This window comes from Collinsella aerofaciens ATCC 25986 (assembly GCF_964239575.1).
Lineage (GTDB): Bacteria > Actinomycetota > Coriobacteriia > Coriobacteriales > Coriobacteriaceae > Collinsella > Collinsella aerofaciens_BQ.
Genome location: NZ_CAXSQQ010000030.1, coordinates 1 through 20,443, shown reverse-complemented (window position 1 = coordinate 20,443; position 20,443 = coordinate 1). Strand labels below are relative to the sequence as shown.

Annotated in this window: 15 protein-coding genes; 6 read left to right on the top strand and 9 right to left on the bottom strand. The window is 58.8% G+C overall.

What is annotated here, in order from left to right; translation table 11 throughout:
• Nucleotides 1–187: 187 nt before the first annotated feature.
• The 7 genes from ACESUZ_RS09270 to ACESUZ_RS09240 form a co-directional block, all read right to left on the bottom strand.
• Nucleotides 188–1,123, bottom strand: a complete 936-nt coding sequence (locus ACESUZ_RS09270; RefSeq protein ID WP_373199739.1) for a hexose kinase — start codon at nt 1,121–1,123, stop codon at nt 188–190.
• 53 nt (nt 1,124–1,176) lie between these two features.
• Entirely contained in the window at nt 1,177–2,058 is an 882-nt protein-coding gene (locus ACESUZ_RS09265) for an aldose 1-epimerase family protein (RefSeq protein ID WP_373199737.1), read from the bottom strand.
• 377 nt (nt 2,059–2,435) lie between these two features.
• Nucleotides 2,436–2,960 carry a galactose-6-phosphate isomerase subunit LacB gene (gene lacB / locus ACESUZ_RS09260; RefSeq protein WP_006234831.1) on the bottom strand — a complete coding sequence of 175 codons (525 nt, stop codon included), beginning with the start codon at nt 2,958–2,960 and terminating at the stop codon, nt 2,436–2,438.
• 63 nt (nt 2,961–3,023) lie between these two features.
• Complete coding sequence (lacA, locus tag ACESUZ_RS09255) at nt 3,024–3,452, bottom strand: galactose-6-phosphate isomerase subunit LacA (protein WP_006234830.1); 429 nt, start codon at nt 3,450–3,452, stop codon at nt 3,024–3,026.
• Nucleotides 3,453–3,777: 325 nt separating this feature from the next.
• The gene (locus ACESUZ_RS09250) at nt 3,778–4,791 is read right to left on the bottom strand and encodes a hypothetical protein (RefSeq protein ID WP_373199735.1); all 1,014 of its coding nucleotides are present in this window, start codon (nt 4,789–4,791) and stop codon (nt 3,778–3,780) included.
• Between the two features lie 258 nt (nt 4,792–5,049).
• Nucleotides 5,050–5,388 (bottom strand): PTS lactose/cellobiose transporter subunit IIA, encoded by a 339-nt coding sequence (locus tag ACESUZ_RS09245; RefSeq protein WP_055252615.1) that lies wholly within the window; start codon nt 5,386–5,388, stop codon nt 5,050–5,052.
• A gap of 214 nt (nt 5,389–5,602) precedes the next feature.
• Complete coding sequence (locus tag ACESUZ_RS09240) at nt 5,603–6,607, bottom strand: LacI family DNA-binding transcriptional regulator (protein WP_195543947.1); 1,005 nt, start codon at nt 6,605–6,607, stop codon at nt 5,603–5,605.
• A gap of 357 nt (nt 6,608–6,964) precedes the next feature.
• Between ACESUZ_RS09240 and ACESUZ_RS09235 the strand changes: the two genes are divergently transcribed.
• Together ACESUZ_RS09235 and lacG (ACESUZ_RS09230) are read left to right on the top strand one after the other, a co-directional pair.
• Nucleotides 6,965–8,731 (top strand): PTS transporter subunit EIIC, encoded by a 1,767-nt coding sequence (locus ACESUZ_RS09235; RefSeq protein ID WP_373199733.1) that lies wholly within the window; start codon nt 6,965–6,967, stop codon nt 8,729–8,731.
• 66 nt (nt 8,732–8,797) lie between these two features.
• Nucleotides 8,798–10,237, top strand: coding sequence for a 6-phospho-beta-galactosidase (lacG, locus tag ACESUZ_RS09230; protein WP_022094685.1), 1,440 nt, complete (start codon nt 8,798–8,800; stop codon nt 10,235–10,237).
• A 276-nt stretch (nt 10,238–10,513) separates the two neighbouring features.
• Here the strand turns inward: lacG (ACESUZ_RS09230) and ACESUZ_RS09225 are convergent, their stop codons facing one another.
• Nucleotides 10,514–11,542, bottom strand: a complete 1,029-nt coding sequence (locus ACESUZ_RS09225) for a LacI family DNA-binding transcriptional regulator (protein ID WP_373199731.1) — start codon at nt 11,540–11,542, stop codon at nt 10,514–10,516.
• 350 nt (nt 11,543–11,892) lie between these two features.
• Here ACESUZ_RS09225 and lacG (ACESUZ_RS09220) point away from each other — a divergent pair, with 350 nt between their 5' ends.
• A complete protein-coding gene (gene lacG, locus ACESUZ_RS09220) occupies nt 11,893–13,335 on the top strand; it encodes a 6-phospho-beta-galactosidase (RefSeq protein WP_022094683.1) in 1,443 nt (480 codons plus the stop codon).
• Nucleotides 13,336–13,511: 176 nt separating this feature from the next.
• A complete protein-coding gene (locus ACESUZ_RS09215) occupies nt 13,512–15,272 on the top strand; it encodes a PTS lactose transporter subunit IIBC (RefSeq protein WP_022094682.1) in 1,761 nt (586 codons plus the stop codon).
• A gap of 337 nt (nt 15,273–15,609) precedes the next feature.
• On the opposite strand, the gene ACESUZ_RS09210 is transcribed toward ACESUZ_RS09215, so the two are convergent.
• A complete protein-coding gene (locus tag ACESUZ_RS09210; protein ID WP_373199729.1) occupies nt 15,610–16,611 on the bottom strand; it encodes a LacI family DNA-binding transcriptional regulator in 1,002 nt (333 codons plus the stop codon).
• Between the two features lie 284 nt (nt 16,612–16,895).
• Here ACESUZ_RS09210 and ACESUZ_RS09205 point away from each other — a divergent pair, with 284 nt between their 5' ends.
• Together ACESUZ_RS09205 and lacG (ACESUZ_RS09200) are read left to right on the top strand one after the other, a co-directional pair.
• Nucleotides 16,896–18,674, top strand: a complete 1,779-nt coding sequence (locus tag ACESUZ_RS09205) for a PTS lactose transporter subunit IIBC (RefSeq protein WP_373199727.1) — start codon at nt 16,896–16,898, stop codon at nt 18,672–18,674.
• Between the two features lie 75 nt (nt 18,675–18,749).
• Nucleotides 18,750–20,171, top strand: a complete 1,422-nt coding sequence (lacG, locus tag ACESUZ_RS09200) for a 6-phospho-beta-galactosidase (RefSeq protein WP_373199725.1) — start codon at nt 18,750–18,752, stop codon at nt 20,169–20,171.
• Nucleotides 20,172–20,443: the final 272 nt, after the last annotated feature.

Genomic DNA, 20,443 nt, shown 5'->3' with positions numbered 1-20,443 from the left:
GCCGTTTGGCCCCACCCGCATAGCGGGTGGTTTCTGATGCGGCGCGCTGCGCGCCCCGCACAGGCTAAAGCCCGTAAACGAAAGGGCGCTGACCTTCTGGTCGCGCCCTTGAAGTTGAACGTCAGATTGTCCAAATGCGGCCCGCGCAGCGCCGAGCCGTTACGCGGTTTGGTAAAACCGCGTAACCCTAAAGCTCCGTTACTTCAACGTTGTTGTAGATCTCGTCCCAGCGGTCCATGACCAGGTGACCGGTCTTGGGATCCATAGCGTTGAGTTTGCCGCAGGTATTGGCGGTCTTGAGCACCGTGACGTCGTCGGCGCCAGCAGCAATGGCATGTGCAAAGCCGGCGATGGTCGAGTCGCCGGAACCCGTTGCGTTCACAGCCGCAATCGCGGGCGTCTTGGCGCGGAACGCGCGACCCTCATGGAAGCCAACCGAACCGGCAGCGCCCATCGAAACGACAACCCAGGGGATACCGGCAAAACGGTCATCGGCGGCAAGCGCCTCGCGCAGGGCATCGACATCATCGGTCGTAAAGGACGTACCCAGTAGGCCGTTAATCTCGGTCAGGTTGGGCTTTACGAGCTCAGGCTTAGCGTCGGACTCCAGCGCGGCCTCCAGCGATGCACCCGAAGTGTCGAGCAGCACCTTGGCGCCCGCCTCCTCGGTGATCTTGACGAGCTCGGCATAGTAGCCGGCATCGACGCCACGCGGCAGCGAGCCCGAAAGCGTCACGACGTCCGCCTTCGCTGCAAGCTCGGCAAACTTGGCCGTAAAGGCCTCGAGCTCGGCCGGGGCGATCTGCGGGCCGCTCTCCAGCAGCTCGGTCTGATTGCCCTCATGCAGGATATTCAGGCAGATGCGCGTCTCACCAGCAATAGGCACAAAGTCGTTCTTGACGCCGTCGGCATCCATAAGCTCGGCCATATAGGCACCCATGTGGCCGCCGAGTAGACCGGTCGCGAGCACATCGTCGCCCAACTGCAGCAGCACACGGCTCACGTTGAGGCCCTTGCCGCCAGCGGTCTTTTCGGGCGTCACGCGGTTAACGTCGTCGATGATCAGCTTGTCGAGTTGATAGCGCGTATCGATCGACGGGTTCATGGTAACGGTCAGAATCATATTGAACTCCTGTTCCGGGGCGGCATGACCCGCCCCAAACATACGATAACTCGTTAAAGGATCTCGATCTCAAAGCCGCGGGTAACGGTCTCCCCCGGCTTGGCAACCAGGCAGCCACGCTTGTGCTCCAGAATATCGTCCTCGTCGGAGCAGGTGGACAGGCCGCCCCACGGTTCAACAGCCACAAAGTCGCCCTCGGGCTTGCTCCACACAATCAGGTACGGCATATCGGGGAACGTCAGGCGCACGCCCTTGTCCTCGGTTTTCTTGGTAAGCGTAACCACGTGGCTCTCGAGCACGTCAAAGATGGTCTCTGCGAAGTCAAAGAGTTCGTGGGTCAGCGGCAGGTCATGGCCAACCATCGGGTTCTTGCTGCGATGCTCAACATCAATCAGGCCCGTCGAGGGAACGGCAGTACAGAGCTCGGCGGCCTCGCGCTGCTCAAAACGGAGCTCGTAGTCGTCGTAGGACTCGCCCTCGTCAAGCGGGCACTTAAAGCCAGGGTGACCGCCCACAAAAAACGGCATGTCCTCGGTGCCCTCATTGGTCACCTCGTACGACACGGCCACCTTCTCCGCATCGATCGTGTAACGAGCAACGATCTTAAACGGATACGGGTACTGCTCGAGCAACTCGGCATGGTCGGCAGAGCTTAAGCTCAGCACAACCATGTTGTCGCTCTGCTCCTCGAGCTTCCACTCCTGCTTGCGAGCAAAGCCGTGGCGGGCGAGCTTGACCTCGCGGCCGCCCATGGTCATTGCGCGACCGTCACGAAGGCCGCCGCAGATCGGGAAACAAATGGGTGCCTGGCCCGACCACACCGCCGGGTCGCCCTGCCACAGGTACTCACGGCCGTTGGCCGTAATAGAAGTGAACGACCCGCCCGCCGTGCTCAGTGCTACGCGGATAGAACCGTTATCAAGAACAAACTCCATAGGAGCCTTCCCTTTCTTACGACAGCCCGCCAAGTCAATAGGGCTGATAGAAAACCGGCCCGCGCCCCCTAACAGAAACGCGAGCCGTCAATTGAAAAGCTGCAAATCGCCAAGTACAGCCAAGAGCGAAGCACTCAAGCCAAGCAAGCAAACGTGTTATCGGAGCAGCTCGCCGTACCAGAACACTTCGCAACAACAGGGGCGATCTCACAGGTCACTCAAACGTCAGCGAGCGGCGCTCAGGTGCCCCAGGTCGCCGCGAAAGAGGAGCGACGCGTACTTCATGTACGCGAGCGACGGTTTGAGCGGCGAGATGGGGTGCCTGAGCGCCGCGCAGCGTCGACCGGTCCGGCGTTCGGCAGAACGCCGGAACCTAATTAGTCGTGGTACTCGCCGCGGTCCCACTTCTCGAGGAACTCGTCAAAGAAGTGCGGGTCAGCCTGAGCCTCGGCGTCGGCCTTATTGCAGGCATCGATCTTGGCGATCAGGGCATCGTGCTCGGGGGTCTTCTCGTAGGGCTCCTCCAGGAAGGCAAGCATGATATCGGCCATCAGGAACTCGCCGGTAATCTTGCCGCCAAAGCCCACGATGTTGGCGTTGAGCTCGCGACGGGCATACAGGGCAGAGGTCATGTCGCGGACCAGGGCGCAGCGGGCGCCGGGAACCTTGTTGACGGCGTTGGTGATGCCGATGCCGGTGCCGCACAGGGCCACGCCAAAGTCGGCCTTGCCGCTGGCAACAGCCTCGCCCACGGCCTTACCGTAGATGGGATAGTGCGTACGGGTGTGGCTGTAGGTGCCGCAGTCGAGCACCTTGTAACCAGCCTGCTCCAGGCGGTCGGCCAGATAGATCTTCTCGTCCGTAACGATATGGTCGCAACCGATTGCGATGGTCTTCTTCATCAGAACGTCCTTTCGTCTGAATTCACAAGTTGAGGTAGAAGTTCGAGTTCTCGGTGGCTCTCGTTAGGCCATCTTGTTGAGCATGTCGACACGGATCTGGTGACGGCCGCCGGCGTACTGTGCACGCAGGAACTCGCGGGCGATCTTCTTGGCGACCTCGGTGCCCACAACGCCCGGGCCCATGGTGACCATGCGCGAGCCGTTGTGCTCGCGGGTCATGTAAGCGGAACGCTCGTCGGAAATGTTGGCGACGACCATGCCCTTGATCTTGACGGCGGCCATATAGGAGCCGACGCCGTACTTATCGAATGCGAAGCCCTGGGAATCCTTGTGCTCCAGCAGGTCCTTGGCAACGGCGGTCGCGGAATCGACAAAGTCCGCGGCAGGGGTCTCGGAATAGTCGACGACCTCGTGACCGTCGGCGATGAGCATCTCCTTGATAGACTCCTTCATCGACATACCGTCGGCATCGGAAGCGATTACAACCCTCATGACATCCTCCTTGAGAGATACGCAGGTGCGTAGTTTCTGTTTGGAAGTGTTGAATCGCGTTCAGGTCCGGGCATCTGAATGTGCGGTTCTTCACTGTTCATGTTTATTTGAACACATTCGAACAGTAACTGCAACAACTATTTGTTTATCTTTGTTCTTTTTTGAACAAATATCGTTCACGGATGATTGCTGACCGTTTGAGCCGGGCGCGGACGTAGCGACCACGTGTTCAACAAACAAAAGAGCGGCCAAGAACGTGTCTCGGCCGCCCTTCGGCGGTATTCCCCGGTATATACAGCTGTTTTAGCTACTCGGACTGCCCACCCTATTTGGCGTGCTTGGACGGAGCACTCAGAAAGCGGCCCGTCAAATAGTTCGCCGGGCCGGAAATATCGATCCCTAGCAGTACGTGTCCCAGCCACAGGAACGCCACGAGCACCAGCAGCGGGATAACGCACGAAGTCACGATCATCACGATGACGCCTTCGATGAGGTCGGTCACCTGCTGCACGATCTCGTCGGTCATCTGCTTGGCACCGCTGGTCACCGACGTAACAAGGCTCGAGGCCCCATCAGTCAACTGCTCGAGCACGTTTTTGGACTCTGTGGCCTCGGATTTTTTCTTATTCGATTTTGAGCTGGTCTCGGCTGACTTGTCCGTGGTGTCGGCCGCGTCCGCAGCGTCCGCAGCCTTTTGCTCAGCTTGCTCAATACTTACGCGATACGTTTCATCGACCTTCTGCGACACCCAAACGCTTGCAGGCACCAACGCCATGCCGATCACGGCAACTACCAGCACGCGTGTCGCCACACGGCGCAGGACAGCGCTCGTGCTCCAGCGCCCGTGAATGCCGAGCGACACCGCAAAGAGCACCAACGCAAACGGGATTAAGATGCCCAAGCCAACCGACCACAAAATGGTTAGCAGGTATTTCTCGAGGTAGAGCACGGCAAGCACGATACCAAGGTTGCCTGAAAGCTGCGCGAGCTGCTCGGCAACCGGCGTTCCCGTATCACCCGGCAGCGCGGTAATGCCCGCAGACAGCGCCACGCACGAGGTCGTGAGCGCCAGTACGTTACCCTTCTTTTGGTCGATGACCTCGATGGTGGAGTCCCAAGTCTTGGTATCGGCGAAATGCGGACGAGCTACAAAGCCCGACAGCAGCGCCAGTACCACGAGCGCAACGATAAAGCCAATCTGCAGCTTTTTGTTTGCGCACACGACATCGGACAGACTGGGCTGCAGCTCGGTTACCGTCGTGTGCTCGGTTATCTGGACAGGACGCCCATGAGCCATCTCGTGCGCGTCTCTTTTTTGTATTGACCCGTTATCCGGCATTTGGATACCTCCTCAGTCCGGGGCTTAATGCGAAAGGAAGTATACCCACCGAGCAAAAAACGAACGGGAAGACGAACAGAGCGCACCAAGACTGTCCCCAATGACTATCTCCGGATGAGTTGCGGTGGAATAGGGATTGTTTTGCGCCCGTCGGCCCCTATTCAGTCCCTATTTCACCGCAACTTGGAGGAGGACAGAAAAAGCCCTGCCGCGGGTAGCGGCAGAGCTTTTGGAAGGGGACTTGGTTGTGAGGGCTCGTTAGGCGAGCTTGGCCTCGAGCTCGGCGATGCGCTTGTAGGCATCGATGGTAAAGCGGGCCTGCTTCTCCAGGATCATAGTGGTCATGAGAGTGTCCTGAGCGTGAGCCATGATGAAGGTCATCTCCATCTCGCCACCGCCGGCCTCCTGCGAAAGCAGCTTGGTCTGCGTGTCGTGGGCGCCGATAAGTGCATCGCTGGCATCCTTGTGCAGCTGTTCGGCCTTCTCAAAATCGCCCTCGCGAGCAGCATCGAGCGCTGCAAGCAGATCGGTCTGGGCGTCACCTGCGTATGCGACAATCTCGAATCCAACCATCGAGATTTCTTCTTTGGTTGCCATATTGCGTTCCTTTCACATATGAACCAATGGAGAGCATCGCGTCCGGGCATACGCGCTGCGTTCTGTATGACAGAAACATTAACATTCAAACAAAAAAGAACAGCGCAAAACGCAATTTCAAGCTATGAACGGTCACTTTTCGCCCGTGAACGGTTTTTAAACCAATCTGAACAATATCGAACACAGTTAGTGACAACCCAAACAGGACCGCACCCTAACGCAAATCGCGCACCGTATCGCCCTCTACGAGCACACCGGGGATCAGCATGTGCTCCACGCCAGACGCACCCCCATCGGCGCCGGCAATCTTGTCGACCGCCCACATGCCGACGCGCTTGTTGTCAAAGCGCACCGTGGTCAGGCGACGGTCGGGCACGATATCGCCCAGACTATCGTCAACACCCGCCACGCTCACGTCCTGGGGCACGCACTTCCCGCGCGACTCGAGCCCACGGATACAGCCATATGCCATGGCATCGTTGGAGGCATAAATGGCCGTGCAGGTCGGATCATCCGCCAGAGCCTGGCCTGCGGCATACCCGCTCTGTGCCGTCCAGTCGCCGCGCACGAGCTGCGGGGGCTCAATGCCATGCGCGCGCAATGTCTCGCGCCAGCCTTCCTCGCGCCGCATGCCCGAAAGCGAGCGCTCGGGGCATGAGATAAAGTGCACAGTCTTGTGCCCCCTCCCCAGCAAATACTCGACCACCTGGCGCGAGCAATCGAACTGGTCGTTATCGACCGTTGAACAGAGCGGGTGCTCCAGCATGGTAACGAGCACCGTCTGCATGCCAGGTAGCGGCTCGAAGGTGCCAAAGTCCGCCGGCATGCGATTCATGATCACAACCATACCGTCCACTGGCAGTGCGCTCATGCGTGACGATGCGCTCTCGAGGGTATACGGATGCCCGTCTACTTTAGTGAGGGTGATGGCATAGCCGTGTTTGTCGGCCGCGGCGGCAAAGCCCTCCATACGGTCGAGGTTGCCGGTGCCGGTAATGTTGAACATGGCGACGCCGACGGTCTTAAACTTACCGCGGCGCAGCGATCGACCGGCAAAGTTTGGGCGATACCCCAGCTCGCGCATGGCGGCACGCACGCGTTCCTTGGTCTCGGGGCGCACGCTGGGCGAATCGTGCACGGTGCGCGAGACCGTCTGCTCCGAGACGCCCGCGAGACGCGCCACATCCTTAACGGATACCGATTTTTTAACAGCGGCCATAGGTCGATCTTTCTATGTCAACGATGCCATTGATGGCACCTTGCGCAGTCATTTTTACCGCCTTCAAGTATATCCAACGCCTCCCCCACCATACGCTCACCACCCAAAACCTACCGTTCACCGACATTTTTGCTTCCCCAAACGGCTTTTGTCGACCAAATGTTAACGTTGCCATTGTGCAAACACAGAGCCACCGGGCGGCTCAAACGTTTACGCGTAAGGAATCGACGGTTCGCAGGCACAGGAACCACCGGTTCGCTTCTTTTTTTGTGTCACAAAATGGCAACGTCAACATTTTGGCAACCGAAAGTCAAAAGCTACCATCGTTGCTAACCCACCGACTCTTAGGAGCATTGCATGGAGCAACTCATCGCCATCATCGAAAAGGGCCAGCCCTTTTTCAACGCGATCGCCCGCAACAAGTACCTCAAGGCGATCCGCGACGGCTTTATCTCCGTCATCCCCATCATCATCTTCTCGTCCATCTTTTGCCTGGTAGCCTCGGTCCCCAACATCTGGGGTTTCTACTGGCCCGATGACATCAACAACGCCCTGTGGAAGTGCTACAACTACTCCATGGGCATCCTGGCCATCGCCTGCGCCGCCACCACGGCCAAGCACTTCGCCGACGCTCAGAACCGCGATCTGCCCAAGAACAACCAGATCAACTTCATCTCGTGCATGTGCGCGGCCATCATCGGCTTCTTGCTCCTTTCGAGCGACACGATCGCCACGGACGCCGCCAGCGGTTTCAACACCACCTACCTTGGTTCCAAGGGCCTGCTGACCGCTTTCATCGCTGCGTTTGTGACTGGCATCATCTACAAGTTCTTCATTAAGCGCAACATCACCGTCAAGATGCCCGAGCAGGTTCCGCCCAACATTTCGCAGACCTTTAAGGACATCATCCCCTTCTCCGTTTGCATCACCGTCTTTTGGGTCTTTGACATCGCCTTCCGCGCTGCTTTTGGCTTCTGCTTTGCCCAGGGCGTCATCCAGGTGTTCCAGCCCCTGTTCACCGCTGCCGATGGCTACATCGGCCTCGCTGTGATCTACGGCGCCATGAGCCTGTTCTGGTTCGTGGGCGTCCACGGCCCCTCGATCGTCGAGCCCGCCATCGCCGCCGCCCTCGTTGCCAACATGACCGACAACCTGGCTGCGTTCCAGGCTGGCCAGCACGCTTCCGCTGTCCTGACCCAGGGTGCCCAGTACTTCGTCGTCTGCATGGGCGGCACCGGCGCCACGCTCGTCCTGGTCTTTATGTTCTGCTTCCTGGCCAAGTCTCAGGAGATGCGCGCCGTCGGTAAGGCCGCCATCGTCCCCGTCTGCTTTGCCGTCAACGAGCCGCTGCTGTTCGCCGCGCCCATCGTGCTCAACCCCGTCTTCTTTGTCCCGTTTGTCTTTGCCCCGATCGCCAACATCTGGATCCTCAAGATCTTTATCGACTTCTTGGGCATGAACGGCTTTATGTACACCCTGCCCTGGACCGTCCCCGGCCCCATCGGCACTATCATGGGCCTGGGCTTCCAGCCGCTCGCCTTTGTGATGCTCGCCCTTATCCTGGTCGTCGACTTCGCTCTGTACTATCCGTTCTTCCGCGCCTATGACGCCCAGAAGTGCGCCGAGGAGGCCGAGATCTCCCAGGAGGAGCTCGCCGCCAAGAACGCCGAGAAGGCCGCCAAGCTCAACGACGCTTTCCAGGGCAAGGCCGATGCCAAGAGCGTTGCCGCCGGCGCCGCTGCCGAGGCTGTAAAGACCGATGCTCCCGCCGCTGTCGCCGTTGAGGCAACGACCGCCAGCGACCTCAACGGCAAGCGCGTGCTTGTGCTCTGCCAGGGCGGCGGTACCTCGGGCCTGCTCGCCAACGCGCTGGCCAAGGCCGCCAAGGAGCGCGGCATTAACCTCGAAACCGCTGCCGAAGCATATGGCAACCACGTCGACATGCTCCCCGACTTTGATCTGGTCGTCCTGGCCCCGCAGGCCGCCAGCTACCTGGCCGACCTGCAGAAAGACTGCGAGCGTGTGGGCAACAAGTGCGTCGCCTGCCGCGGTAAGCAGTACATCGAGCTCTCCCAGAACGGCGACAAGTCTCTCGCCTTCGTAAGTGAGCAACTCTCGAAGTAAGTAACGCTCAGAGCCAGCCGACCATCAACAGCCGGCTGGCCCTTCGATTTAGACGATTGGATCATCATGTCCGTTAACCCTGCTAGCGTCACCAACCCGCCCGCGCAGTTTCCCGAGGACTTTGTCTTTGGCGGCGCCACTGCTGCCTACCAGGTAGAGGGCGAGACCCGCACTCACGGTAAGGGCAAAGTCGCCTGGGACGACTTCCTGGAGGCCCAGGGGCGCTTCTCCCCCGATCCCGCTTCCGACTTCTACAACCAGTACCCCGTCGATTTGGAGCTGTGCGAGGAGTTCGGCATCAACGGCATTCGCCTCTCCATCGCCTGGAGCCGCATCTTTCCCAACGGTACCGGCGAAATCAACCCCGAGGGTGTCCAGTTCTATCACGATCTCTTCGCCGAGTGCCATAAGCACCACGTTGAGCCGTTCGTCACGCTGCATCACTTTGACACGCCGCTGCCCCTCTTTGAGAAGGGCGATTTCCTCAACCGCGAGACCATCGACGCCTTTGTGGACTTTGCCACCTTCTGCTTTAAGGAGTACGCCGACCAGGTGACCTACTGGTTCACCTTTAACGAGATCTGGGCCGACGCCTCCAACACCTACATCGAGGGCACCTTCCCCGGTGGCGTCAAGGCGCATCTGGCCGAGGCCTTCCAGTGCGAGCACAACATGATGCTCGCCCACGCCAAGGCCGTGCTGGCCTTCCACAACGGCGGTTTTAAGGGCAAGATCGGCGTCATTCAGTCGCTGGAGTTTAAGTACCCGCTCAACGAGAACGACCCCGCCGACATCAAAGCCGCCAACAACGAGCACGTGCTGCAAAACCAGTTCTTGCTCGACGCCACCTTCCGCGGCGACTACGCGCCCGACACCCTCGAGTGCGCCAACCGCCTGGCCGCCGTCTCGGGCGGCACCATCGAGATCCTGGACGAGGACCTCGAGATTATGCGCGAGGCCGCGCTCTACAACGACTACCTGGGCGTTAACAACTACCAGTGCCGCTTCTTGAAGGCTTACGATGGCGAGAACGACCTGCACCACAACGGTACGGGCGAGAAGGGCACCGGCCGCTGGCGCGTTAAGGGTATTGGCGAGCATGTGAACAAGCCTGGTATCCCCACCACCGACTGGGACTGGATCATCTATCCCGAGGGCCTGTTCGATCTGCTCGTCTACATTAAGCAGCGCTACCCCAACTACAAGCAGATCTTCATCACCGAGAACGGCATGGGCTACAAGGACCCCTACAAGGACGGTTTTGTGGACGACCAGCCGCGCATCGACTACATCGAGCAGCACCTGCGCTGGTTGCTCAAGGCCATGGAGGTTGGCGTCAACGTAGGCGGCTACTTCCTGTGGAGCCTGCAGGATCAGTTCTCCTGGACCAATGGCTACAACAAGCGTTACGGCTTCTTCTACGTTGACTTTGAAACCCAGAAGCGCACGCCCAAGGCAAGCGCCTACTGGTATAAGCACGTGGCGCAGACCCGTCGTCTGGACTAGCGGCTTGCGGCGAGCGGTTGGCGGAGCTGCACCGCCCACATAACCTGTCCCCATTTCTCAGCCGGGGGCGGCACGTCACACGGCGCGCCGCCCCCGGCCTTTTTGGGCGGTTCGGGGTCCGTTTGTCTCAATCTGTAACATCTAGCCGAGTTTTTGGGTCCTAGCTGTTACAGATTGAGACGAACAGGATTGCTCTTTCCGAAGAATCTAAATCTGTAACACGTTGCCCGCTTTTGACCGTCTACCTGTTACAAATCGAGACAGACGGAGTAGGACCTAACCCCGTATGTCCCTAACAGTCGAGCGTTCGACCAGCGTGCTCGGCACATGAATCGCCTCGATAGACGAGCTCTCTCCAATCGCCGCCTCAAACGCAAGCTTACCGACACCGCGCAAATCAAATCGCAGCGTCGTCAGCCGATTGTGAGGAACAAGTCCCTCGAGTGCGTCGTCGATACCAACCACGCTCACGTCGTCGGGCACGGACAGGCCCGCGTTCTCGAGCGCGGCGATAACGCCCAGCGCCATCTGGTCATTTGCCGCAAGCACGGCAGTCGGCGTCTGCGACCCGCCGGCAAGCACCTCGGCCGCAATCCGCTCGCCCATGGCGTACCCACTGTCCGCACTCCAATCGCCACGCAGCATCGGAGCGGCATCGACATGAGCACGACCCAGCGTATCGCGCCAACCGGCCTCACGAAAACGCGAGGAAATCGAGTTTTCCGGACCCGCCACAAACCGCATATTCGAGTGACCATGTTCCAGCAGATAATTGGTCAACAGCTCGCACGAACCATACTGGTCGGAGTCGATCGTCGTGCAGCGCGGATGCGCATACATGGACAGGATGACCGTTCGCACTCCCGGCTGGGGAACAAACTCCTCAAAATCGGGAGCCATGCGGTTCATGTTGAGAATCATGCCGTCGACGGGTCGCTCGACCATGCGGCGCGAGGCATCGGCAAGTGCATAGGGCTTGTCGCCGCCCATCTCGATCATAGTGACGGCAAAATCATGCTCGCGCGCCGCTTGCATGATACCCTCGAGCGTCGCCAGGTTACCGACACGTGTGATGTTGTACATGCACAGGCCAATAGAACGATACGACCCGCCGCGCAACGCCGTTCCAGCAAAATTGGGACGAAAGCCCAGCTCTTCCATGGCGGCCAGCACACGCTTGCGCGTCTTTTCCGTCACGTTGGGCATACCGTTGACCACGCGAGACACAGTCTGGCGGCTCACGTCAGCGAGCGCCGCAACCTCTGCCGCGCTCGCCGAACGACCATTCCTTGTCCGCTGAGCCATGCCTTCCACGCTAACCTGCTTCCCAACTATTCCCCGCGCCCATGGCGCATCGTACATACATTGATAACGTGCTCATGATACCTGAGCCATATACCACAACATGAAAACTTCTGTCAATCAAAACCGCTTACCGAACAAATACAACCGTTCGCGGCTGTTTGAAGTTGTTTTGTTTCTATACATCCCAGCCGGATGTTAACGTGCTCATTGTCAAATGTTCACGTGCTCATTTTGGTTCTAATCATTTTAAGATAGTGTTTATCGGGCTTTTTCACCGCTGAACGCTAACCAGGGAGCCTCCTGAGCACAAACGCACAATATCGAACAGCGAGACGAGAGGGTGTATGCATATGTCTTTGCTAAACCGCGTACAGCAGCTGCCGAAGGGCTTTGTTTGGGGCGCCGCAACCGCCGCGTACCAAACGGAAGGTTCCACGAAGGTGGCAGGCAAGGGTAAGACCATGTGGGACGATTACCTTGTCGCCCAGGGTCGCTTTTTGCCCGACCCGGCCAGTGATTTCTACAACCGCTACGAGGAGGATATCCGCCTTTCTGCCGAGCATGGACTCAACGCCATTCGTGTGTCCATCGCCTGGACCCGCATCTTCCCCAACGGCGACGATGCCGAACCCCTCGCCGAGGGCGTTAAGCACTACCACGAGCTGTTCGCCTGCTGCAAAAAGTATGGCGTCGAGCCCTATGTGTCCCTGCATCACTTTGACTCCCCCGCCGCCCTGTTCAACCAGGGCGACTGGCTCAACCGCAAGACCGTCGACGCCTATGTGCGCTATGCCGAGTTCTGCTTCCGCGAGTTCCGCGAGGTCAAGAATTGGTTCACCATCAACGAGCTCATCAGCCTCTCGCACTCCCAATACATCCAAGGCAACTTCCCGCCCAACCATCACTTTGATGTGACGAGCGGCATCCAGAGCCAGCACAACGAGCTCGTTGCCCACGCCCGCGCCGTCAACCTGTATAAGGATCTTGACGAGACCGAGCACCTGGGCGGACGCATTGGCATGGTCAACGTCCTGACGCCGGCATATCCTGCCACCGACTCGCCCGCCGACCAGCACGCCGCCGACCTGTACAACGCCTTCTACACCGACTTCATCATGGACGGCGCCTTCCTGGGTCACTACTCCGCGCGCACCCTCTCACTCATCAACGAGATTCTGCGTGCCAACAACGCCACACTTACGGTTGAGGACAGCGACATGGAGGAGCTCGCCAAGGCGGCGCCCCGCAACGATATGTTCGGCCTCAACTACTATCAGTCGGCGTTTATCGCCGCCTACGATGGCGAGTCCACCAACAGCTTTAACGGCACCGGAGACAAGGGCACCTCGTGCTTTAAGTTTAAGGGCGTCGGGCAGCAGGTCGATATGCCGGGTATCCCCACCACCGACTGGGATTGGCTCATCTACCCGCAAGGCCTCTACGACACGCTCAAGCACATCAGCGCCACCTATCCCAACCTCCCCGTCATCTATATCACCGAAAACGGCCTGGGCCACAAGGACCCCGAGCCCGACGCAAACGGCATCGTCGCCGATCCCGAGCGCATCGACTTTGTCGACCAGCACATGGAGAAGGTGCTCCAGGCGCGCGCCGAGGGCGTCGACGTCCAGGGCTACTTTATCTGGAGCCTGCAGGACCAGTTCTCGTGGGCCAATGGCTATAACAAGCGCTACGGCCTGTTCTACATCGACTTCGACACGCAAAAACGCTACATCAAGCAGTCGGCACTCTGGTACAAGGAGCTCGCCGACACTATGGCGGACGCGCAGTAGCGCATCGCCTCGCTTTCCCCCGAGAAGGGAGCGGCCCTATGCGATACAAACCCAGCCGCTCCCCTCTCTCCCCCTGGGACCGACCCCGCCTGCACCCGGGCTTTTAGCAAGCGGGAGACCATATAGGTTTTCAACGTCCATGCCATTAAGATTTCATGCAAAGAGGAGCGTGAACTATGGAATCGATCGTTAAGTTCTTGGAGAAAGGTCAGCCGTACTTCGACAAGGTCTCTAAGAACATCTACCTTCAGGCCATTAAAGACGGCTTTTTGGCAGCAATGCCCATCATCCTGTCTTCTTCTGTCTTCCTGCTTATTTCGACCCTGCCGGGCGTTGTCGCCACGGTCGGCGGCTTTACGCTGCCCGACTGGTGGAACGTCGACGTCGTGAACTTCTGCAACAAGGTTTACAACTTCACGATGGGCGTCGTGGGCATCATGGTCGCCGGCACCACCGCAAGCGCGCTGACCGGCTCCAAGAACCGCCGCATGCCTGCCGGCAAGGCCATCAACGCCACGAGCACCATGGTCGCCGCCATGTGCGCTATGCTCATCTTGGCCGTTACCCAGACGAGTGCCAAGATCGACGGCGCCGATGTCTCGGTGTTCTTTACCGACAACATGGGCACCAAGGGCCTGCTGAGCTCCTTTGTCGCCGCATTTGCCACGGTCAACATCTATGCCTTCTGCATTAAGCGAGACATCACCATCAAGCTGCCCAAAGAAGTCCCCGGCGCCATCGCCCAGAACTTCCGCGACATCTTCGCCTTCAGCTTCTCCATCCTGTTTGTCGCCGTCATCGACGTTATCTGCCGCACCTGCTTGGCCGTCCCGTTTGCCAACGTCATCTCCACGCTGGTGAGCCCGCTGTTCGCCGCTGCCGATTCCTACGCCGGCCTCGCCCTCATCTGGTTCATGATCCCGCTGTTCTGGTTCATGGGCATCCACGGCCCCTCGGTCGTTAAGCCTGCCCTCAACGCCGCGCTGTTTGGCAACATCACCACCAACCTCGCCACGCTGCAGGCCGGCGGTCACCCCGCCCTCGCCTTGACCGAGAACTTCGGTAACTACATCGGCGAACTCGGCGGCACCGGCGCCACGTTCATTGTCCCGATCATCTTCCTGCTCTTTATGCGCTCCAAGCAGCTCAAGGCCGTCGGCAAAGCCTCTGTCGTACCCGTGATGTTCGCCGTCAACGAGCCGCTGCTGTTCGCCGCGCCCATCATCCTCAACCCGTACTTCCTGATCCCGTTCCTGTTTGCCCCCGTGGCCAACGTCCTCATTGGTAAGTTCTTCATCGACTTTTTGGGCATGAACGGCTTTATCTATGCCATGCCGTGGGCACTCCCCGGACCGATCGGCACCTTCATCGACACCAACTTCCAGCCGATCTCTCTGGTCCTGGTTGTCGTCCTGCTGGTCGTTGACTTCTTGATCTACTACCCGTTCTGCAAGGCCTACGACAACGTCCTGTGCAAGCAGGAGGCCGAGACCCTGGCCGAAGAAGAGGCCGAGGAGACCAAGGCCGTCAAGACCGCTGCCGCCCCCGCCGTTGAGGCTCCTGTTGTCGAGACCGCTTCTGCCACCGAGGCCTCCGCAGCTCCGTCCGCCCTTAAGGGCAAGGATCTGAGGGTTCTGGTTCTGTGCGCTGGCGCCGGCACCTCTGCACTGCTCGCCAACGCGCTTAAGGAAGGCGCCGACGAGCTGGGCATCGACATTACCGCCAACGCCGGTGCCTACGGCAGCCACTACGCCATCATGGACCAGTACAACGTCATCGTCCTGGCTCCGCAGGTTCGCACCTATTACAACGAGATGAAGGCCGACACCGACCGCCTGGGCATCACGCTGCTGTCGCCCAAGGGCAAACAGTACATCGACCTCACTAAGGATCCCAAGGGTGCCGTCGCCTGGATCGAGGAAAACCTCGAGGCATAAGACGCTGACACCACCTGCCGCTTGCAGACAATAAATGGCCCGTGCATCGATGTGTGATGCGCGGGCCATTTTGTTTAGACCGCACCCGTCCTCCTGTTCATCTCAATCTGTAACATCTAGCCGAGTTTTTCGGTCCTAGCTGTTACAGATCGAGATGAACGCACAGGCCAAGCCGAAAATCTCAATCTGTAACATGTAGACCACTTTTGACCGTCTAGTTGTTACAGATCGAGACAAACGGAATAAGCCGGGCCAAAAATCTCGATCCGTAACATCTAGCCGAGTTTTTGGGTCCTAGCTGTTACAGATTGAGACAAACGGAATAGGCCGAGCACGTCTACGCCCGCAAGTCCTTTACGCTGGAACGCTCGACCAACACGCCTGAGACGAGCGTACGGCTTCTGGAACTCGGGGCTTCCAGGCCTGCGACGACCTCGTTGAGCGCACGGATGCCCAGCTCGCGGTGGCGAAACTTCACCGACGTCAGAATCGAGTTGGGAATCGTCTTGTAGAGCTCATCGTCGAAGCCGATCACGGACACGTCGTCGGGCACACTGAGCCCTTTGTCACGTAGAGCCATCATCACGCCGTTTGCCATGCAGTCGTTAGCCGCGAGGACCGCCGTGCAATCGGGTTTATCGGCAAGCACAAGGCCCGCAGCATAGCCACTATCCGCATTCCAATCGCCTTGCAGAGGCTCGGGCGGCTCAATGCCACGCGTCTCGAGTGCCGCACGCCAACCTTTCATACGGCACTGGCTCGACAGCGACTCTTTCTTACCAGAGACGAAGTACACGTTCTTGTGCCCGCGATTCAAGAAGTACTCGCACGCCATACGAGCGCCGCCCTCTTGATCGTCACTGACGGTGGAGCAGGTAGGATGCTCCATCGGTGTGATAATCACCGTCTTGAGGTCTTTCGGCGCCTCAAAGCTATCAAAGTCATCGACCATCTGACGCAGGTTGAAAATCATGCCATCAACAGGCAGTTGCGACATCCTGCGCGCCGCATCGGCAAGGGTCATCTTCTCCCCTGAGCACTTCTTAATCATCGTGAGCGCAAAGCCGCGTTCTTCGGCGGCATCGGCGATACCGTCAATCATGTCCACGGCACCACCCGACAAGTGAAACAGCACCACGCCGATGCACCCGTAACGGCCCAACTTGAGCGAACGCGCGGCAAAGTTGGTTCGAAACCCGAGCGCCTCCATGGCCGAATGGACCTTATCGCGTGTCGACTCTCGCACGCTATTGGGCTCGTTGATCACACGCGAAACCGTCTTGAGAGAAACGCCCGCGGCAACTGCCACATCATTCATTGAGACATTTTTCTTGTCCATCGTTGCCACTGCTTCTCCACTCGGTTCTCTATCGCTTGTTTTTTGCGTTCTAGCATACACTACCTGCCTGACTGGTAAATCAGCCGTTTATCGGACGATATCGACCGTTCACCTGTAAATCCTTGTTGCTCTTCCAAAAATGTCTTACGTTGTCATTAACGAAATGACAACGTTGTCATTTCGCAATGCCTTCCTTAAGCAGGAAGGTTTCCGGGCAGTCCTGACCATCCATCGACGACCAGTTCCATCCACATGCATCGCGCATCAAGTAGCAAAGGAGCTCTATGGACGCCATCGTAAAGATGCTCGAAAAGCATCAACCGTTCTTCGAGAAGATCTCGAGGAACATCTACCTCCAGGCCATCAAAGACGGATTCCTTGGGTGCATGCCCATCGTCCTTACCTCTTCGATCTTTCTGCTGATCGCCACCCTTCCCGGCGTAGTTGGCATCACGCTGCCCCAGCCGCTCATCGACTGGTGCAACAAGCTGTACAACTTCACCATGGGCGTCATGGGCATCATGGTTGCCGGCACCACTGCCAAGAACTTTACGGCTTCCATGAACCGTCGCATGCCCGCCGGCAAGGTGCTCAACGACGGCTCCACCATGGTTGCCGCCCAGTGCAGCATGCTGCTGCTCGCTGTTACGCAGTTCACCACCAAGTTCAACGGCTCCGAGCTTTCGGTCTTCGACTGCACCAGCATGGGCACGCGCGGTCTGTTCTCGGCCTATATCGCCGCGTTCATCACCGTGTGGGTCTACAAATTCTGCGTCTCGCGTGATCTGACCATTAAGCTGCCCAAGGAGGTCCCGGGCGCCATCGCTCAGAACTTCCGCGACATTATCCCCTTTGGCGGCGCCGTCATCATCTGCGGCATCATCGATGTCGTCGTGCGCAACCTCATGGGCGTTCCGTTCTCCGAGCTGCTTATCAAACTGCTCTCCCCGCTCTTTACCGCTGCAGAAACCTATCCTGGCCTTATCCTTATCCAGGCAGCCACCGCGTTCTTCTGGTTCATCGGTGTCCATGGTCCTTCGATTGTCCAGCCGGGCATCGACCCCATCCGTCTTGCCAACCAGGCCGAGAACCTGCAGGTTCTGCTGGCCGGTGGTCACCCCGCCCACTCCCTCACCTTTAACATGTCGCTCGTGGGTGAGTTCGGCGGCACCGGCGCCACGTTCATCGTGCCGCTCCTGCTGATTCTCTTTATGAAGTCCAAGCAGCTCAAAGCCGTCGGTAAGGCCTCGATCGTTCCTGTTGCCTTTGCTGTCAACGAGCCGCTGCTCTTTGGCGCGCCGATGATCCTTAACCCCTACATGCTCATCCCCTTTGTTGCCGCCGGCTGCGTCAACGTAAGCGTTGCCAAGTTCTTTATCGACAACGTTGGCATGAACGGCTTCTCCTTCGTGGTGCCTTGGGCTACTCCTGCCCCCATCGGCATCTTCATCACCACGAACTTCCAGCTTATCGCCCTGGTGTTTGTCGCGATCATCATCTTGCTGGACGCCATCATTTACCTGCCGTTCTTGAAGGCATACGATAAGCTGCTCTGCGACCAGGAGGCCGAGCGCGCCGCCGAGCTGGGTCTTGAGTCCGATGGTGCTGCCACCATCGCCGCCAGCACCTCTGCGCCCGCTGTCGAGCAGGCCACTGCTGCCGTCGAGCCGACCGCCGCTGCCGCCGACAGCAAGCCTGTCGCCGATCAGCCCGAGCCCGCCTCCGACGCATCCGCTAAGAAGGATGTCGATGGCCTGAAGGTCCTCGTCCTGTGCGCCGGCGCCGGCACCTCTGCCATGCTCGCCAACGCCATCAAGGAAGGTGCTGCGCAGACCGGAGAGAACATCGCTTCCTCCGCAGGCGCCTATGGCCAGCACACTGCCATCATGGATCAGTACGACGTTATCGTGCTCGCCCCGCAGGTTCGTAGCTACTACAACGACATGAAGGCCGACACCGATCGCCTGGGCATTAAGCTGCTCGCTCCCCGCGGTAAGGAATATATCGACCTTACTCGCGACCCCGCTGGCGCCATCAAGTGGCTCCGCGAGAACCTCGACTAGTTCCTCCCTCTGTTGGTGCCCGGATTCCCGGTTCGGGCACCTCTCCCTATTCGTATCCCACAGAAAGGATGACTCATGACCAACCCCATGCAGTTCCCCGACGGCTTTGTGTTTGGCGGCGCCACCGCTGCTTACCAGGTTGAGGGCGAGACCCGTACGCACGGCAAGGGCAAAGTGCCCTGGGACGATTTCCTGGCTGCTCAGGGTCGCTTCTCCCCCGATCCCGCAAGCGATTTCTACAACAAGTACCCGGTCGATATCGACCTGTGCCAGCGCTTCGGCATCAACGGTATCCGTGTCTCCATCGCTTGGAGCCGCGTCTTCCCCAGCGGCACTGGTGAGATTAACCCCGAGGGTGTTGCCTTCTATCACGAGCTCTTTGCCACCTGCAATAAAGCCGGCGTTATCCCCTATGTCACGCTCGATCACTTCGATACGCCCGAGGCCTTTTACCAGAACGGCGGCGAGGGCTTCCTGACGCGCACGACGATCGACGCCTTTGTCGAGTACGCCAAGTTCTGCTTTGCCGAGTTCACCGAGGTCAAGCACTGGTTTACCTTTAACGAGATTCCCGCGACCGCCGAGGGCAGCTTTATCGTCGGCAACTGGCCGCACGGCGAGAAGTATCGCCTGGACAAGGCTTTCCAGCTCATGCACAACATGATGGTGGCCCACGCCAAGGCTGTCGTCGCCTTCCATGAGGGCGGCTTTGAGGGCGAGATCGGCATTGTCCAGAACCTGGAGCCCAAGTATCCCCTCGATCCCAACAGTGCTGCCGACTGCGAGGCAGCTCGCATGGCCGATGTCATCAACAACCGCTGGGTGCTCGACGCCACTTTCCGCGGCCACTATGCAGCCGACACCATGGAAGCCGCAACCAAGCTGGCCCATATCGCCGGCGGCGAGCTCGACGTCCGTGACGAGGACATCGCCGCGCTGACCGCCGCGCTCCCCTACAACGATTGCCTGGGCGTCAACACCTACAAGTGCCAGTTCCTGCGTGCTGCCGAGGGCGAAAACGACATCAACCACAATGGCACCGGCGACAAGGGATCCTCGCGCTGGTTCCTCAAGGGCGTGGGCGAGTCATGCGTGCGCGAAGGCGTACCCACCACCGATTGGGACTGGATTATCTATCCCGAGGGCCTCTACGACCTGCTGCTGCGCATTAAGAACGATTACCCCAACTACAAGAAGATCTACATCACCGAGAACGGCATGGGCTATAAGGACGACTTCGAGGACGGCTTTATCGACGACGCCCCTCGCATCGACTACATGCGTCAACATCTCGCATGGATCCTCAAGGCAATCGACGGCGGCGTAAACGTCGACGGCTACTTTGTGTGGTCGCTGCAGGACCAGTTCTCCTGGACCAACGGCTATAACAAACGTTACGGCCTGTTCTACATCGACTTTGAGACCCAGAAGCGCTATCCCAAGGCGAGCGCGTACTGGTACAAGAACGTCGCGGAGACCGGCCTGCTCATGGCCTAGTTTCCGCCGCATACCCCTGTCGGCCGCATGCGAATCCCTCCACGGGTTCGCATGCGGCCTTTTTTGTTTTTGGTGAGCCCGTGCGGGCCGTTTATCTCGATCTGTAACATCTAGTCGAGTATTTCGGCCCTAGCTGTTACAGATCGAGACAAACAGAACGCCCGAGCAGAAATATCTCGATCTGTAACATGTAGACGATCGCGTCGAAAATGTTGGTGTAAGGGTGACGCCCTAGCGCCCGTTTAACGAAGAACGGCCTTCGTCCTAGAATC

What these genes read in the sequence shown, in the direction of transcription:
- ACESUZ_RS09270 (WP_373199739.1), bottom strand. Translation starts at nt 1,123, where the DNA reads ATGATTCTGACCGTTACCATGAACCCGTCGATCGATACGCGCTATCAA.
- ACESUZ_RS09265 (WP_373199737.1), bottom strand. Translation starts at nt 2,058, where the DNA reads ATGGAGTTTGTTCTTGATAACGGTTCTATCCGCGTAGCACTGAGCACG.
- lacB (WP_006234831.1), bottom strand. Translation starts at nt 2,960, where the DNA reads ATGAAGAAGACCATCGCAATCGGTTGCGACCATATCGTTACGGACGAG.
- lacA (WP_006234830.1), bottom strand. Translation starts at nt 3,452, where the DNA reads ATGAGGGTTGTAATCGCTTCCGATGCCGACGGTATGTCGATGAAGGAG.
- ACESUZ_RS09250 (WP_373199735.1), bottom strand. Translation starts at nt 4,791, where the DNA reads ATGCCGGATAACGGGTCAATACAAAAAAGAGACGCGCACGAGATGGCT.
- ACESUZ_RS09245 (WP_055252615.1), bottom strand. Translation starts at nt 5,388, where the DNA reads ATGGCAACCAAAGAAGAAATCTCGATGGTTGGATTCGAGATTGTCGCA.
- ACESUZ_RS09240 (WP_195543947.1), bottom strand. Translation starts at nt 6,607, where the DNA reads ATGGCCGCTGTTAAAAAATCGGTATCCGTTAAGGATGTGGCGCGTCTC.
- ACESUZ_RS09235 (WP_373199733.1), top strand. Translation starts at nt 6,965, where the DNA reads ATGGAGCAACTCATCGCCATCATCGAAAAGGGCCAGCCCTTTTTCAAC.
- lacG (WP_022094685.1), top strand. Translation starts at nt 8,798, where the DNA reads ATGTCCGTTAACCCTGCTAGCGTCACCAACCCGCCCGCGCAGTTTCCC.
- ACESUZ_RS09225 (WP_373199731.1), bottom strand. Translation starts at nt 11,542, where the DNA reads ATGGCTCAGCGGACAAGGAATGGTCGTTCGGCGAGCGCGGCAGAGGTT.
- lacG (WP_022094683.1), top strand. Translation starts at nt 11,893, where the DNA reads ATGTCTTTGCTAAACCGCGTACAGCAGCTGCCGAAGGGCTTTGTTTGG.
- ACESUZ_RS09215 (WP_022094682.1), top strand. Translation starts at nt 13,512, where the DNA reads ATGGAATCGATCGTTAAGTTCTTGGAGAAAGGTCAGCCGTACTTCGAC.
- ACESUZ_RS09210 (WP_373199729.1), bottom strand. Translation starts at nt 16,611, where the DNA reads ATGGACAAGAAAAATGTCTCAATGAATGATGTGGCAGTTGCCGCGGGC.
- ACESUZ_RS09205 (WP_373199727.1), top strand. Translation starts at nt 16,896, where the DNA reads ATGGACGCCATCGTAAAGATGCTCGAAAAGCATCAACCGTTCTTCGAG.
- lacG (WP_373199725.1), top strand. Translation starts at nt 18,750, where the DNA reads ATGACCAACCCCATGCAGTTCCCCGACGGCTTTGTGTTTGGCGGCGCC.